At 39.1% G+C, this 16,789-nt stretch carries 13 protein-coding genes and 1 pseudogene; 1 reads left to right on the plus strand and 13 read right to left on the minus strand.

Annotation, left to right across the window (positions count from 1 at the left end; translation table 11 throughout):
• The first annotated feature begins 76 nt into the window (after nucleotides 1-76).
• Nucleotides 77-1,933, plus strand: a complete 1,857-nt coding sequence (htpG, locus tag F3H01_RS01305; protein ID WP_149724579.1) for a molecular chaperone HtpG — start codon at nucleotides 77-79, stop codon at nucleotides 1,931-1,933.
• 58 nt (nucleotides 1,934-1,991) lie between these two features.
• On the opposite strand, the gene F3H01_RS01310 is transcribed toward htpG, so the two are convergent.
• From F3H01_RS01310 to F3H01_RS09335, 13 genes and pseudogenes are all read right to left on the minus strand, one after another.
• Nucleotides 1,992-2,468: a hypothetical protein gene (locus F3H01_RS01310; protein WP_149724580.1), complete on the minus strand. Its 477-nt coding sequence runs from the start codon at nucleotides 2,466-2,468 to the stop codon at nucleotides 1,992-1,994.
• A 231-nt stretch (nucleotides 2,469-2,699) separates the two neighbouring features.
• Nucleotides 2,700-6,224 carry a hypothetical protein gene (locus F3H01_RS01315; RefSeq protein ID WP_149724581.1) on the minus strand — a complete coding sequence of 1,175 codons (3,525 nt, stop codon included), beginning with the start codon at nucleotides 6,222-6,224 and terminating at the stop codon, nucleotides 2,700-2,702.
• 11 nt (nucleotides 6,225-6,235) lie between these two features.
• Nucleotides 6,236-6,685: a hypothetical protein gene (locus F3H01_RS01320; RefSeq protein WP_149724582.1), complete on the minus strand. Its 450-nt coding sequence runs from the start codon at nucleotides 6,683-6,685 to the stop codon at nucleotides 6,236-6,238.
• Nucleotides 6,686-6,914: 229 nt separating this feature from the next.
• Nucleotides 6,915-7,772: an 8-methylmenaquinol:fumarate reductase membrane anchor subunit gene (gene sdhE, locus F3H01_RS01325; protein ID WP_149724583.1), complete on the minus strand. Its 858-nt coding sequence runs from the start codon at nucleotides 7,770-7,772 to the stop codon at nucleotides 6,915-6,917.
• Between the two features lie 2 nt (nucleotides 7,773-7,774).
• Nucleotides 7,775-8,740 carry an 8-methylmenaquinol:fumarate reductase iron-sulfur subunit gene (gene sdhB, locus F3H01_RS01330; RefSeq protein ID WP_149724584.1) on the minus strand — a complete coding sequence of 322 codons (966 nt, stop codon included), beginning with the start codon at nucleotides 8,738-8,740 and terminating at the stop codon, nucleotides 7,775-7,777.
• A 9-nt stretch (nucleotides 8,741-8,749) separates the two neighbouring features.
• Nucleotides 8,750-10,612, minus strand: a complete 1,863-nt coding sequence (gene sdhA / locus F3H01_RS01335) for an 8-methylmenaquinol:fumarate reductase flavoprotein subunit (RefSeq protein WP_149724585.1) — start codon at nucleotides 10,610-10,612, stop codon at nucleotides 8,750-8,752.
• A gap of 397 nt (nucleotides 10,613-11,009) precedes the next feature.
• Nucleotides 11,010-12,023: an ABC transporter substrate-binding protein gene (locus F3H01_RS01340; protein ID WP_149724586.1), complete on the minus strand. Its 1,014-nt coding sequence runs from the start codon at nucleotides 12,021-12,023 to the stop codon at nucleotides 11,010-11,012.
• Nucleotides 12,024-12,034: 11 nt separating this feature from the next.
• The gene (locus F3H01_RS01345) at nucleotides 12,035-12,811 is read right to left on the minus strand and encodes an ABC transporter ATP-binding protein (RefSeq protein WP_149724587.1); all 777 of its coding nucleotides are present in this window, start codon (nucleotides 12,809-12,811) and stop codon (nucleotides 12,035-12,037) included.
• The gene (locus F3H01_RS01350) at nucleotides 12,808-13,770 is read right to left on the minus strand and encodes a FecCD family ABC transporter permease (RefSeq protein WP_223155306.1); all 963 of its coding nucleotides are present in this window, start codon (nucleotides 13,768-13,770) and stop codon (nucleotides 12,808-12,810) included. The genes F3H01_RS01345 and F3H01_RS01350 overlap by 4 nt, the downstream gene beginning before the upstream one ends.
• A 41-nt stretch (nucleotides 13,771-13,811) precedes the next feature.
• On the minus strand, nucleotides 13,812-14,651 hold the full coding sequence (locus F3H01_RS01355) for a class I SAM-dependent methyltransferase (RefSeq protein ID WP_149724589.1): 840 nt from the start codon (nucleotides 14,649-14,651) through the stop codon (nucleotides 13,812-13,814).
• Nucleotides 14,652-14,742: 91 nt separating this feature from the next.
• Nucleotides 14,743-16,236, minus strand: a complete 1,494-nt coding sequence (locus tag F3H01_RS01360) for a TonB-dependent receptor (protein ID WP_316348888.1) — start codon at nucleotides 16,234-16,236, stop codon at nucleotides 14,743-14,745.
• Between the two features lie 27 nt (nucleotides 16,237-16,263).
• Nucleotides 16,264-16,449: pseudogene (locus F3H01_RS09330) on the minus strand (hypothetical protein); the annotation flags it as partial.
• Nucleotides 16,450-16,467: 18 nt separating this feature from the next.
• Nucleotides 16,468-16,731, minus strand: a complete 264-nt coding sequence (locus F3H01_RS09335) for a hypothetical protein (RefSeq protein WP_223155309.1) — start codon at nucleotides 16,729-16,731, stop codon at nucleotides 16,468-16,470.
• Nucleotides 16,732-16,789: the final 58 nt, after the last annotated feature.

Raw genomic sequence — 16,789 nt, forward strand, 5'->3', positions numbered from 1 at the left:
AATACTATCAAGGTTAAGTATATTTTTATCACTTTGTGTTATAATCTGCCAAAAATTTTAAAACAAGGAAAGAAAAATGGCAGATAAATTTGAATTTCAAACCGAGGTCAATGACCTTTTAAATTTGATGATCCACTCTCTTTACTCAAACAAAGAGATATTTTTAAGAGAGCTCATCTCAAACTCAAACGACGCTCTTGACAAGCTAAATTACCTTTGCTTGACTGATGAAAAGTATAAAAGTCTAAGCTACACTCCAAGGATCGACATCAAAGTAGATGATAAGGCTAAGACTTTAACCATCAGTGACAATGGTATCGGCATGGATAAAGACGAGCTTATCGCAAATTTAGGCACGATAGCAAGAAGTGGCACAAAAGGCTTTATGAAAAATTTAAGCGGCGATGCCAAAAAAGATAGCTCGCTGATCGGTCAGTTTGGTGTTGGCTTTTACTCAGCATTTATGGTGGCAAACAAGATCGAGGTCATAAGCAAACGAGCACTTAGCGACAAAGCCTACAAATGGACATCTGATGCAAAAAGCTACGAGATAGAAGATACTAAAAAAGATAGCTTTGGAACGGACATCATCTTGCATTTAAACGATGATGAGTTTGCAAATTCTTGGCGTATCGAAGAGATAGTCAAGAAGTATTCAAACCACATCCCTTATCCTATATTTATGGATAAACAAAGTTATGTTGCTCCAAAAGAAGGCGAAAAAGAAGGCATATATGAGACCAAAAACGAGCAGATAAACAAGGCAAATGCGCTTTGGAGGCTAAATAAAGCCAGCCTAAAAGAGCAAGATTACAACGACTTTTATAAGCAAATTTCTCACGATAGCAGTGATCCTCTCCTTTACATACACACAAAAGCTGAGGGCAAGATTGAGTACTCAACGCTATTTTATGTGCCAAGCACCGAGCCGTTTGATCTCTTTAGAGTTGATTATCAAAGTGGCGTAAAGCTTTATGTAAAAAGGGTTTTCATAACTGATGATGCAAAAGAGCTTTTGCCGCCATATTTAAGATTTATCAAAGGTGTAATCGATGTTGAAGACTTGCCGCTAAACGTTAGCCGTGAAATTTTACAAGAAAATGCGATCATGAGAAGTGTCAAAGAGCAAAGCGTGAAGAAAATTTTAAGCGAGCTTGCAAAGTTAAAAGATAACGACCGAGAAAAATACATAAAATTTTACAAACTATTTGGCAAGGTTTTAAAAGAGGGGCTTTATGGATTTAACGCTGAAAAAGAGCAAATTTTAGATCTTTGCCTATTTAAAAGTTCAAAAAGAGACGGACTTATCAGCCTAAAAGAGTACAAAGAAGCGATGAAAGAGGATCAAAAGTCGATCTACTACATCAGCGGCAACAATGAAAATATGCTAAGAAATTCTCCGCTTCTTGAGAGTTTTAAGAAAAATGATATTGAGGTTCTTATTATGGATGAAGAGATCGATACGATCGTTATGCCAATGGTCAATGAATTTGACAAAACACCTCTAAAATCAGTCTCACACGCTGATATAAATGATGAGATCAAAAGCGGTGAGAAGGTCGATGAGAGCAAGGTTGCAAACACGCTTGTTAAAATGAAAGAAATTTTAAAAGATGAAGTCAAAGATGTAAGACTAAGCTCAAGACTTTCAAGCTCGGCTGCGGTGCTAATTTACGATAAAAACGATCCTGATTACGCTATGCAAGAGATGTTAAGGCAAATGGGTCAAGGCGCAAACGCTCCAAAAGTTAAACCGATCTTGGAGATCAACGCTGATCATGAAATTTTTGCAAAACTAGAGAAAAATGAGGCGATGATTTATGACATAGCGCCTTTGCTTCTTGACATGGCAAGGCTAAATGAGGGCATGAGTCTAGAAAATCCTGCTAAATTTTCAGAACTTCTAACGAAAGTGATGATAAAAGCTATCTAATTTTATAAAGTCCAAGAGAAATTTTGGGCTTTAACCTACTTCTATAAATTTAAATTTCTTATAATAAATCGACCTGTACGCCATCTTGTATCTCAAGAAAAACAGTGTGTCTTGTGTTTATTGTATTTCCATTGATGGTTTCTTGGCGAGTAAATGTCGCTTTATAGACTTGATTTACTGCATCACCATCACTTGTAACATCTACTTTGTTGTATATGTCACCGACAACGCTATGTTTTCTATTTAGCGTAGCAACATCGGCTTTTGTAGCTTTTACAAAGTCATGTGTGAGCTGTACCAGGTCTTTGCTGTCGCCTATTACCTTTAGCACTGTATTTACGCTCTCACTAGCTACACTATTGCTTGCATCCCTTGTGTTTCTGCTATCAACAATATCAAAGACACCATCTGGGCTAAATTTTATAGATACCGCCTGATCGGCACTTCCTAGCTGGATCTTTTCAAAGTTATTTATCTTTTTAACGTTATCTAAATTTGAAAAATCCACATCATCAACAACTATCAGAGTGTCCACGCCGCCTCTGCCGTCTATCGCCCTGCCTTTACTATAAACAAAGGCATCGTCTAGGTTACCACCTTTTATATCGCCCTCTTGTCTTAGATATACTAGATCGCCAAAATTTGATTCGCCGTATTTACTAGCATCACTTAGCTCGTAAGAATTTGTAGTCCCTATCTTTTTTAGATGTCCATTTTGAATAAGTGCTTCAACGTAATTATTACTAAAGAGATACGTGCCGCTGCCTTATGCTCCAACTAGCATAGATAAAGGATATGGATCTTGGGGGCCATAAGTGTTTGCTACACTTTTTGGAAGCATATATAAAGATAAGTTCATCTCACCAGTTCCGTCCATATACTCAATATCAAGTTTATAAAAACCAGCTTTATCAAATGTAAAATCCCTACTCCACCACTGGCCATTTTTACCATATGATGCTTCGGTAGCTGGGTTTATATATGTTGTTGGACTTCCAAATTTTTGTGTCGTTCCATTTATAGTAAGCTCTGCATAGTTATGTAAGTCTGCTGCTCTTACAGAGTATATTCCAGGTGCACTTACATATATCCAGCCATTCATCTTCATAACAAGATCAGAACCAACAGGATTTGACTCACCAAGAGTATAGTTGCCGGGTCTACCTTTTAAAACACCATTTGCAAAGCCTATATTATCACCAGTACCAGCAGCAGTATCGACGCCATTTCTAAATTTCTTTGGTGCATATGGATTAGACGCATCGTATAAGGCACTATCTCCGTGTCTACCAACTCTAGCTAAATCCTCCGCATGCATATTTCCTTGATTAGACAAAGTCTTATAGTGTGTTCCTGAAGCAAACTGCACAACATCATAGGTAGTAGAGGCACTTGGGGAATAAATTTCCATATAGTCTTTATAAATAGACTTACCTCCTCGCGTACTATAAACACCAGAATTATTACCAACTCTAGCTCTCCATGACGGATCTACGTAGTTGTAAAACCACATATCAGCATCAAGACCGCTGTTGCCAATAAATGTAACAGTGCTAATAGATACGTTTCCTGCGGCGTCAGAATTTTTTATCATAAAATTTGCCCCAGTGCTATTGGCTGATAGGGCAAAATTTTCAGAATAGCTATGTGTATTATCAAGAGACGAGCTTTTGTGAACAGAATTTAGCAAATCATAAAGATCGACTTTATTTATGGTATTTTTATTAAGAGTATTGTTGCCATTTGAGTCGGTTCCGATACTGCCTGAAATATCTACACTAGTAACATTAGACATAGCATTTGGTGTAGCTATCGCATCTGGAGTAGCATCAAGATCAACTCGGACCAAAAGATCATCATCTTTTGTTTCATCACTCTTTAAAACAGTCGCTCTAATATTTGAGTATCTTTCATCTAGCTTTATCCCAAGCGCTTCAAAATCCATATTTGCACGCTTGTCCGCACCCACAACTAGGTCTATATAGTTTTGTCCGTTTGGTAAAATTTTAGCATTACCAAGATTATCTTCAAGAGCTAAACGAAGCTTGGTTCCAGGAGCACGGTCTACACCAAAGACTATATTTGGTTGCTCATCGTTAGTAAGCGAAATATTGTACTCTTTTATAGTTTTGCTCTCATTATCAAAGTTATTTTTCTGAATAACTTTTTCATTATCTCCTGCCCTTAAGTATTTTGCGATATTTATAACTCCTCCATCTATCTGCGTGGCAAGCTTTACATCGTCAATATACTCTAAAATTCCAAAGTCAAACAATCTACCACGGATACCATCAGTCGTTGTAGCCTCGCCAGGTGTTGTGATAGTCGCTCTAACCGGCGTAGAATGATCCATAGAAATAGGAACGTCTGGTATGCTAAATTTACCACCGACTATTGGAAGCGGTGCCGAACCATCACTTGGTATAGCTGTTAATCCATCGTCACTTATGGTATATTTGACGGTTGTTGTAACAGATGGTATGGTAGGAGTTGATATCGTGACATTTATGCTGCTTCCTGGTTTTGTATTATTAGGCAGGTAGATATCAAGATCGCTTTGAGTTGATGACGAGCCAGAAGGAGTTGTGATACTATCTATCAGTCCATCACCATCATTGTCCCTTGCAAACTGCACCTTTATGCTATTATCTAGAGTTATCTTGTCTGTGACTGGGGCTGCTTTATTGCCAGCTTTGTCAGTAAATGTAGTTGTAAAATTTGTCGTAAGCCCATAAAGTCTTGTGGTGGTCTCTATGGTGCCATTATTTACACTAATAGGCACACCATCATCTCTCGTGGCACTATATACACCATATGCGTTTTGAGAAATTTTAATAGTGATTTTATCTGTCTTGCCATCACTTCCTGCGATATCTATCTCAAATTTATCACCATCTTTTGCATCGTTTGGAATTTTTATCTTTATTGGTGTCTTTACGCCATCAGGGCTAAAGCCACTCTCTTTGCTGGTTAGAACACCATCTTTATCGCTATCTTTTGCAAACTGTACATGTGGGGATTTAATAGGTGCAACTATATCGCTTGAAATTTCACTCACGCTTGAAGCTTTTGGGGTGCCAGTCGTGCCATCAATGATCGTCGTACTTAGCCTTTTTGTGCTTGGATCGCTCGAGTTTGTTGGATCAGCAATTGTAATCTTGCCATTTTCTATAGGGATAATCTCTGTGCCACCATCAAGCGTAGCGGTAAGTCCGTCAGATGAGATGGTATATGTCTTTGTTACGCTTGTTGGTGTACTAGCTGGATCATCAACTTTGATACGGATCTTGTCGCCAGCTGTAGCATTGTTTGGCACATAAATATCTATCATTAAGGCCGCGCTACCACTTTTTGCGAGCTCGGCTAAATTTATCATGCCATCTTTATTCTCATCAAGTGTAAAAACAGCGATTGGGTCATTGTTATTTGCTATGGTTATGGTTTCAGTTGCACCTGGATTTCCCGACTTACTTATCATTTGGATATTTACATTTGTTGGAGTTGAAGATGAAATTTTAACCGCATTTGCTACGTTAAAACCGACATTTCCACCACTTTCACTTGTAAGCGGATAGCTCTTACCGCTCTCTTTATCTACAAGCATATTACCAGATGTTTTAACCAGCACTTTTTCATGTAAAGTTCCGTCAGGATCAGTGGTAGTTAGTTTTATCTTGTCGCCTATTTTCATATTTGGTGATAAGATGACCTTTGCATCATCACTTGGTGTGCTAACTGCTGGATTAAAGCTATTTTCGCTTGCATCTATGACGCCGTCTCGGTTTAAATCTTTACCCAAAACTACCTTTTTAAAAGCAAGAGTTGGAGTGATAGTATCAACACTTGTGGCTATATTTGCCACAGATGAATTAGTACCATTTGCTAGAGTGATACTAGAATTTACACTAAATGTAGCATTTGGAGCGACAGTGACACTTGGAATGATAAATTCTTTTTGCTCTGGGTTTATAGCATTTGGCACAATAGGTAAAATTTTACTTGGATTATTTATATTTATCACGCTTGTACCAGCTTGATCAACTTTATAAACAAGCATAGTCTTTACACCGTTATTTATGACTTCTAATGCCACTTTATCATTTGGCTTGAAGTCATTATTAAAAGCAACCGCTATACTTGTATGGTTTGGATCACCACCTGCTTCTGCAATATTTATATAGCCGTCGCCATCAATGTCTTTTAAAATTCTAACACTTGGTACTGCAATAACTGGAATACTCTCTTTTTGCTCTACCGCTGCTACCGTACCGCTAATAGACCTATGTGCCAATGCCGACTCTTTTAATATGACTGGCAGTACAACCGCACCATCATCATTGAGATATGACCTTGTGTATCAAAATTTAAACCATTTATGCTTGCAAAGCTACTACCGTGGTTTGAGCCATGAGAACTATGACTTGCGTTATGAGAGCTGTCGTCTTCGCCTTTGTTTTTTGTTTCTTCATTCTCAACAAGAAAATTTCTCTTATCTTCTTCTATCTGGGCTTCGCTGCCTTGCGTATTAAAATTTGCTTTTGATAGCTCTTTTGTGATGACGATAGTTTGGGGCTCAAGTAGCGCAATAGGCGAAGCGTGATAGAAATTTATAACGACTGTATCACCACTACTTTGTGTTATGATCTCGTCGCCTAAAAATATCTCATCTCCCTGTTTTAGTGCGATCAACTTTCCATTGCGTTTTACAAATACTTTTCCACTTATTTTTGCGACTATACCAACGTTTTGCATATTTAGTCCTTTAAATTTAATAATCAATCCATTTAAAATTTCACGCGATTATAGCTAAAAAATATTTTATATAAATAAAAGAATTTATATAATAACTTTTATTATTTTTGACCCATTTTTATATTTAAAAATAAATTAAGTTTTTATAAAATGCTAAAAAATTGCTCTTTATTTGTAATAGAAAAATAAATTTTAAGAATTTCCCACGCCAAAAGACGTGGGATAAAATTTACGCTATCTTGGTAGCGTCGATGATGTTTAGATCAAGTCCAAGATCTTCGATAGATAGTCCAAGTGCAAGACCTACAAGCTGAGATAGGTGAATGATTGGTTTTCTCACATTTGAGTGGTTCTCATCTTGATATCTCTCTTGGTAGATGTCAAGTTGCATTTGGCAAAGTGGGCATGGTGTGACAACTACGTCAGCGCCGTTTTCATCGGCATTATTTACGATCTGGCTTGACATTTTCCTTACAGAAGTGCCGGCTGGATAACTAGCGTGGAAGCCGCAGCAGTCAAGTCTTTTTTCAAATGGCACAATAGTAACGCCAAGTGCGCCTACAACAGTTTCAAAGCTCTTTGGATTGACCGAGCTTTCTCTATTATGCAGATCTTTTTCAGGTCTTAGGCTGTGGCAGCCGTAAAATAGCGCTACTTTTAGCCCACTAAGTGGCTTAACAACCTTTGCTTTTAGCGTATCGACATTTTGGTAAAGCTCCCAAAGAAGGCTTGTTACCTCAGATGTACCATTATATTTCATATTGCCTTCAGCTAAAAATGTATTGATACGATCTTTTGCGCCCTTATCAAGCGTGCTTTTAGCTCTTGTTAGAGTTAGCATACAAGTTGAGCATGTCGTAAGCATAGGCATATTCATCTGCTCTGCAAGCGCTATGTTTCTAGCATTTGCCACAAGCGTAGCGATAGGATCGACGTCTTGTGCTTGTTGGGCACCACAGCAACTCCAGCCCTTTATCTCGTGAAGCTTCCAGCCAAGTATCGGAGCGATAGCCTCAAGCGACATCTTAGCCTCTTTAGCTGCTTGAGAGAGTACGCACCCTGGGAAAAAAGCGAATTCGTTTTGCATAATTACTCCTTACTAGCAGCTTTGCGAGCCGCATTTATCATTTTTACTAGATCATCATGTCCTTCTATGTCCTCTTCGCCGAAAATATGAAGCGGATTCATCTTACCTGCAAGCATTAAATTTGCAGCGATATCCATTTTGCCCATATTTCTAAACACTCCCTCAGAGCGAAGTGCAAGCTTGATCTCATTTAGTCTGCCTGAGCCATCAACTAGATCGGTTAAGAACGCCTCAGCGTGATCTGGCCCCATGCCATCATCAAAGCCTTTTTGTATAGCCATAATGCGAAGATCAGTTATATCTTTGCATGCACTTATGCCTTTTGGACAGCGATCAGCACACTCTTGGCACTTTACACACATCCAAAGGCCATTATCTATAGCTGGTTTTAGATGCGGCATAGGATCTTTGCTACGTGAGTCAAAGGCCGCTCTATAAGCATGCACAAAGACAAATGGCTGCATATAATCGCTCGCATCAGCTTCAAGTTTATTACACTCACTAGCGCACGCACCGCAAAGTATGCAGTCCCATTCAAGCGCTACTTTTTCATACTCTTTTTGACTTTGCTTACAGCCTTTTTCTGCGCTAAATTCTGACTTAGCAGTAATGCTAGGCTTTATCTTGCGTAAATTTTCGATACTTGGCTCCCAGTCCACCATAAGATCAGAGATGACCCTAAAATTTCCAAGTGGAGAAATTCTTATATTCTCTGGGTTGTCATACTCAGCTAAAAGCTCGTTCATCTTTGTATCACAGGCTAGATATGAGTGGCCATTTACTCTAACAGCACACGCTCCACATATCGCTGAGCGGCAAGATGCTGTAAAATTTAACGTCGCATCCTTTTTTTGTTTGATATCAAGAAGCACTGTTAAAAGAGTTTTGCCTTTGATCTCTTCATTTGTTAGCTCATAAGTTGATTCATATTTTTTAGTTCCATCAAAGCGGTCGATAATAATTTTCATCCTAGCTCCTTACTCTGGCTTCTTGCCGTCAAGTGAAAATATGCCTGTCACAACGTCTTTGTAGCTAAGTTCAAGCTTGTCGTCTTTTAGTGTGACTATGCTGTGTTTTAAGAAATTTACATCATCTCTTTTTGGATAGTCCTCTCTTGTGTGAGCGCCACGGCTCTCAAGACGATTTTGCGCTGCAAGGCATGCTGCACGAGAAAGAAGTATAAGGTTGCCAAGCTCGACATAGTCAGTAAATGCTGTGTTCATGACTGGATTTTTATTTGGCACTTTGAGGGTGTCATATTTTGCTTGGATAGCTTCTAAATTTTTAGAGAGTTGATCTAGCTTGTCGCCTGTTCTAAAGATACCCATTAGATCCCAGTTGTTTTTACCAAGCTCTTCACGAAGCGCGTACATATCGTTCACACCGCCCTCACCTGTTGCTATGGCTTTAAATTTATCCTGCCACATTTTTGCTAGCTCAGAAGTTTTCTTGCCGCTTGCAAATTTTGCATTTTGAGCGTAAGCACCAGCACCCTTGCCAGCTAGATCGCCAGTCACAACTGCGTCAGTTAGGCTGTTTCCACCAAGGCGGTTTGCACCGTGGATAGATACACATGAAGCCTCACCACCTACGTAAATTCCAGGGATTTTTGTGCTCATATCATCAAATTTTGCTACCTCTATGCCACCCATTGAGTAGTGAGCTGTTGGACGGATAGGCACTGGTTGCTCGATTAGATCGATATTTTGGAAAAGCATAGCAGTGTGGCGAATTTTTGGAAGCTTTTTCATAATAGTATCTTTGCCAAGGTGGCGAACGTCACAAAGCACGTAAGCGCTCATACCCTCACCAAAGCCTCTACCCTCGCGAATTTCTGTCTCGATCGCACGAGCGACGACGTCACGAGGAGCTAGCTCCATCTTTTCGTGATAGTTTTTCATAAAGCGCTCGCCCTTGTTGTTTAACAAGTATCCACCCTCGCCACGAGCAGCTTCTGTGATTAGTGTGCCGCCATTTTGAACGCCAGTTGGGTGAAACTGAAGCATCTCAGGATCTTCAAAACCAAGACCTGCTTTAAGCGCAGCAGCGATGCCATCACCAGTTGCTATAAATGGAACTGATGTGCGGTTATAGAAAATTCTAGTGTATCCGCCAGTTGCGATGACTAGAGATTTGCAAAGAACTGGGTAAATTTGACCATCTTGGATGTTGCGAAGAACGACGCCTTCAACCTTGCCATCCTCAAGACCGATCTCAAGTAGCTCATGATCCATTAAAAATTTAACGCCAGCTGTGATAGCGTCGTCAAGACAGGCATGCATCAAAACGTGGCCAGTTTTATCAGCTGCGTAGTTACAGCGTTTTTTGCTAGCGCCACCCATGAAACGAAATGCCACGTCGCCATTATCTTTACGGGATACGTCGCCATTATCTATACGAGAAAAGAGCATTCCATTGTGGTCTAGCTCGTGGATGACCGCGCCTGCTGCCTCGCAAAATTTCACAACTGCATCTTGATCAGCAAGATAAGCCGCACCTTTAACTGTGTCATAAGCGTGAAGCTTGAAGCTATCGCCATTACTAAAGTCAGTAACGCCGTTTATTCCACCCTCTGCCATACAGGTCGCATTACGTGATGGCATCATCTTTGTAGCAACAACGACGGTTGAGTTTGGATATTGCTTGCGAACGGCTGTTGCTGCACGAAGTCCGGCACCACCAGAACCGATTATTAGCACATCAACAGATGGCAAGCCACTTTCATTGCCTTTTGGCAACTCACCAGCAAAAACATTGGTTGCACCAGCTGTTGTAGCTAGCGCACCTACGCTGATACAGGCACTTTGTAGAAATTCTCTTCTGGTAAATTTTTCACTCATTGATAACTTCCTATCTTAGTAAATTTTTAGCGTTTAAAACGCACCGCCAGTTCATTTCTTAATATTTTTTAAAACAACTATATTAATTAAATAATTAATAATAAAAGATTACATTAAATTTACTTAAAAGAAACATAAAGATTTATTTTAGATTAAGAAATGAGAGCTGATATTAAAATCAAAAAGGATAAAATGGGCTTTTTTTAGGCGGTTTATGTAAATTTAGTGGTAGAAATTTTATAAGATGTATAAAAATTTCTACCGATTTGAAGTTTATTTTTATTTTTAAGTTTTTAAGCTTTAAAAGCTCTTTTTTAGGATATTAAAAAGATAAATTTACTTTTATACTTAAATAAATATATTAAATATAATAAATAACCTTATTTTTGTCCTATTATCAAAATCCACCCTTTGGGTGCAAAATTTCTTTTAGCTCGCCATCACTTAGCTTGTAGTTATAAAATCTCTCGTAAAACTCTCTTGTTTTTTGCTCTAAATTTAGATCGCTAAACTGCTCTGGGTAAAATGTCTTAGCCAGCCAAAGCGGATAAAGCGCACCTTCAGCACTTCTTACGCTCCAAAGATAAACGCCACTTGGCACTACAAAAATTTCTCCATTTTGCACAGCTTTTAGCTTAGCAAATGATGCGTTTTTAGCGATAGCATCGGCACTTTTTTGTGAATTTGTGATGATGATGTCTGGGTTAAAGATGATGACTTGCTCTTCGTTTATCGCTTTTGAAATTTTAAAATCCCCATCGCTTAGCTCTGAGCTTAAATTTATACCACCAGCCACGCTAATATACTCTGCGCCGATATCCTTTGAGCTAATGGTATTAAAGTTTCCAGAGCTATAGTTAAGCACTAAAACTCTCTTTTTTGGCGTTAAATTTGCTGTTTTTTGGCTTACAAATTTTATGTTGTCGTTAAAATAGTCATTAAACTCACGCGCTCTTTTTACGCTCTTTTCGCCCCAAATTTCAGCGATCTTGCTAAAGCTATCTTGTATCTCTTTGATGCTTTGAAATTTATCTATCTTCACAACTGCGATACCAGCGCTCTCAAGCTGAGCTTTGCTATTTTCATCAAACATCATACCAATTGGACCAAAAACAACTTGCGTTTTTGAAGCGATGATCGTCTCGACGCTGCTACTTAGCATGCCACTTTTGTTGTCGTTGCTCTTTATCTTTGGAAAAATTTTTGACATTAGTGGAGGCAGTTTTGGCGCACCGCTAATTATATGATCCTCGTTGCCAAGCATCGCAGAGACTTGCACAAATGCCCCTATCAAAGGCGTCGCACGCTCGATCATATCAGGCACTTCTACCTTTTTATCATCGCTATCAAGCACCACTCTTGCTTGCAAACTAACAAGCAAAAAAGCCAAAAGTAAAATTTTCTTAAACATATATTCTCCTTTTAATCCACCATCACGCAAGAGTAATGCTCGCGCTCATCGATGATATTTTTCACCACTCGTATATCTACGCCGTAAATTTTCTTTAAATTTTCGCCATTCATCACCTCGCTAGCCTCGCCGTAGATATAGTTTTTATCACGCCCAAGCATCGCAACCTTTGCATTTAGATAAAAGACCTGCTCTGGTTGATGAGAGGTGAGGATGATGATATAGCCTTGCTTTGCGAGCTTTTTTATCTCTTTTAAAACTCGCATTTGGTTACCAAAGTCTAAATTTGCCGTTGGCTCGTCAAGTAGCATCACCTTTGAGCGCTGCGCCAAAGCCCTAGCTATCAGAACCATTTGCCGCTCGCCGCCACTTAGATCGGTGTAAATTTTATCTTTAAAACTCTCTAAATTTAGCGTCTTTAGCGCCTCTTGTGCTATCTTTTCATCCTCTTTGCTAGGGCGCTCAAATATACCAAGTCTGGCATTTGCACTCATCATTACCACGTCAAAAACGCTAAAAGCAAATGGCGGCGTGTGAGCTTGCGGGACGTAGCTTATAAAGCTTGCTCGCTCCTTCTCGCTCATCTTTAGCGCATCTTTGCCGTCTATTAAAATCTCTCCCCCAAGTGGCTTTAAAAAGCCAAGTATCGTCTTAAACGTCGTCGTTTTGCCAACGCCGTTGCTACCAAGCAGGCAAAAGATGTCGCCATCTTGTAAATTTGCATTGAAATTTTCTATAACGACCTTTTTATCGTAGCCACAGCTTAAATTTTTTATCTCAAATTTCACGCAAAACCCTTTTTGCTCTTATAGAGCAGATAGACAAAAAGAGGTGCGCCAACTAGTGATGTGATGACGCCAAGTGGGATCTCACTTGCCATTAAGCTGCGTGAAGTGGTATCAACTATCAGTAAAAACAGCCCTCCGCCAAGCAGCGAAGCTGGAAAGAGCGTGATGAAATTTGCTCCCACGACAAAGCGCATAATGTGAGGGATGACGAGCCCCACCCAGCCCACGATACCGCAAAATGAGACGCAAGTAGCGGTTAGAAGTGTCGAGGCGATGATGATTATGATGTTATAAAATTTCACATTTAGCCCCATCGCCCTAGCCTCTTCTTCGCCAAAACTAAGCGTATTTAGCTTGTAGCGAAGCATGAAAAGTGGCACAAGACAGATCATAACTACGCAAAAAAGTAGAGCTAAATTTTTATATCCGCCGCTTCTTGCTAGGCTTCCCATTAGCCAAAAAGTAACTTCAGGCAGCTTATCATCGCTGTCAGCTAGAAATTTTATGAGCGAGCTAAGTGCTCCAAAAAGAGATGAGATGACGATGCCAGTTAGCACCATTACTAGTAAATTTAGCCTGCCCTTTGCGATGACGCTGCTTATAAAAACGACAGCAAAAACGGCAAAAAGACCGCAGCCAAAGGCACTAAGCTGTACGCCTATGTAGTTGAAATTTAAGATGATAGCCACGCTCGCTCCCACAGCTGCGCCACTTGAGACGCCAAGGATGTCAGGCGAGACTAGAGGGTTTTTAAAAAGACCTTGATAGACAGCTCCAGAGCTAGCAAGCGCTGCACCAACTAAGATGGCAAAAAGCACCCTTGGCAAACGAATAAGCGTAAAGACCGTGTAGCCCTGCTCGTCGCTTGGCTGCTCGTTTAAAATAGCTGTTTTTATAAACTCAAAAATTTGAGTGTAACTTATCTCGTAGCGTCCGATGCCTAGCGAAAAAAAGAGCACCAACAAAAGAAGCGCAAATAATGCAAAAAATGATCTTTTGGCTACTCAAATTTCATCTCCCGCACATCCCACCAGATGAGATAGCTCTTGGTCTCTCTTTTAAATTTATATCCGTCATTTGTTTTAGTAAGATATTTTTCTACGTTTTGTTTGTAAATTTCTTCTTTTTCGGGCGCGACCTCTCCGACAAATCTAAAATAAGAAAACGCCTCTTCAAGGCTAGCAAAATCCCTCTCAAAAATGGTGTCGATTATCTTTAAATTTGGATTTGCTCCCATGTCGTAAACGATGTTAAAGATAAAGTTGTAGCCAAATCTCCTATCACTTAGTCCTGCTTCGCTTTCATCTTTTATCCCTTTTAAGAAGTCTTGCCAGAACGTTTTTAAGCTTGGATAATCCATTAAAAAAGAGGTCATCACGACATATTTTTTAGCAAATCTGCAAAGCTTTTTTATATCAAAAAGTCCAACTGAGCGTGATGCTAGCACGATGTCGTGTTTTGGTAAGTCTTTTATGCTTTGCTCATCGCTCCAGTCTTTTTGGATGAAATTTATATTTTTCGCTCCAGCTTCTTTTGCATTTTTCTTGGCGTATTCAAGCATTTTTGCAAACGGATCTAGCGCGCTTACACTCTTTGCCAGCTTTGCAAGTGGCACGCTAAGCCTAGCTGGGCCACATCCCACGTCAAGCACGCTATCATCTTTTGTGATAGGCAAATTTGAAAGTAAATTTAGCGTAGAAGCCGCCTCCATGCGTGTCATCTCGTTATACATATCTGCGTAATCATCCCAATCTATACCGCCATCTTTGCCTTTTACCTTTTGCAAAGTAGGCAAAAACACTCGCTCCAAAATCGCTTGATAATCAACCAGCCCTTGCATTTTTCTTCCTTTGGTTATTTAAATCTGCCCTACAAAAAGGGCAAATTTAAAGAGCCTAAAGCCAAAATAAATTTGGCTTTAAGTTTTGGTTTTAGAATTTAACTTGAGCTGAAAGCATGAAGGTTCTATCGTATCCTCTAAATAAATTTGTACCTGAATCTTTTACTTCGCCATCAAGCGAGCCAGGGAACATACCAGCCCAGTATTTTTTATTAAAGACATTATTTACATTAAATCTAATAGATGTCTCTTTGCCTATCCAAGCTTTTGTAGTATATCTAGCACCAAGATCGGTTGTAAAGTATCCATTTACACTTTTTGTATTTAACTCATCAACATAGCGTTTGCCTATGTAGTAGAAATTTGTTGTAAAAGCAAGTTTGTTTGTACCTGGCACAACATAATCAAATAATACATTTGCCTGAATCTTTGGTTTGCCTATCATAGTTTTTCCTACTACTGAGCTTCTTGCAGATTTATGCATTTTAGCATCAAGGAATGTTATACCACCATAGACACTTAAGCTATCAATTAGCTTACCGCCAGTTGTAAATTCTAAGCCTCTATTTCTTTGATCACCTTGTCTTCCGTATACGTTATCAACCTCATAGTAAGTAGGTCTAGTGATTTGAAAAATCGCAGCACTAAAATCAAGTTCATTTACTCTAGTTTTTAGTCCTAATTCGTATTGTTTGCTTCTATAAAGATTAAAACTAATGGTTTGACCATATAATGGGTGAGAAGGAGAATAAACAGATGGATCATAAAATTTGGATTGACCTTCTAGTAAGCTATCAGCATAGGTAAAATAAACATTAAAGTCTGGCATTACCTTATATATTACGCTCCCAGCCCAGCTTATACCATCTTTTTTATAATCAGGCTTTTTAAACCAAGTATTTGAAGCTGACAGTATGACATTTAAACTATCGTTAAGAGCGATATCATCAACTACTGAGATATTTTTCATATCCATCATTACGTCTTTATCTTTACCATATAGCCATTTATAGCCATTTAATGATGTAGCAAAGTTATGATTAATACTTCCAGTACTAAAGTCTGTTTGAGCTTTTAAAAATGCACTAGGCACAGTAAATGCACCATCACCATTCCTAGCCCTGATAGCTTTTTGCCATTGGTAGCCACCCTCAAAATACCATCTATCAGTTGGAGCATATTTAAATTTACCACTAGCTGTTATGGTTCTCATAAATCTCTCTCCACTAGATGATGCTGTTATGCTAGAAATATCTGGGATATCCTTTATAGCAATACCTTTTTTCGTTGGCACACGAGCACTATTGTAGTAACCACCCATGGTATGTTTATAGTAGCTAAAATTTGTCTCAAATGTTAAGTCATCAGTTGGATAAAAATCAAGGCCTAAAGAGATTAAGCGACGCGAAGTTTTGCTTTCTTTAGGCTCTCTTTCACCTGCGCTATAATAAATAACACTACGGTATCCAACCTTTTCAAATTTATTTGAAGTATCAAAACCTACACCCAAATTTCCTCTTGAGATATAATCTGTCCAAATAGAATTATAATTTGCAATAGGACGTTTGCGAGAGTAGCTAAAAATACCTGCCGGTCTTTGTCCGCCATATAGTTAGCCAGCAAGTCCGTTTTGCACTTGTAAGCTCTCAAACATTACCATAGGGATAGCTGTCGTAGAAACCGCATAAAAGCCGTCCCAAAGCACGTTGCCTACAACTGAGCCTTCAAAGCCACGAGTTTGTGGGCGCCCCATTTCGCCACCGCCACGGTACTGAAGTTGTGCTGATGGGAAATATTTAACAGCTTCATCAAAAGCTTAAACGCCTTGATTATCAAGAACCTCTTTTGAGATCGTATTTACTTGATAAGGCATATCTATAACTTTTTTATCAGCCAAAGGACCGCTTGCCACTCTTTTGCTTAAAATTCCCTCATCGATGCCACTTTCACTGATGTTGTCACCGACCGAGTTTACTTCGATACCCTCAAGCTTTGTCGTTTGCACAGCAAAAACTTGACTTAAAAAACCACTGCACATCAAAAGTGCAGCACATGTTGCAACCGAGATTTTGTAACTCAATTTTTACTCCTTTTATAAAAATTTTACGTCTGAAATGTTACTAAAACAAATCTTAAAT

This window comes from Campylobacter concisus, from assembly GCF_902460875.1.
GTDB lineage: Bacteria > Campylobacterota > Campylobacteria > Campylobacterales > Campylobacteraceae > Campylobacter_A > Campylobacter_A concisus_AA.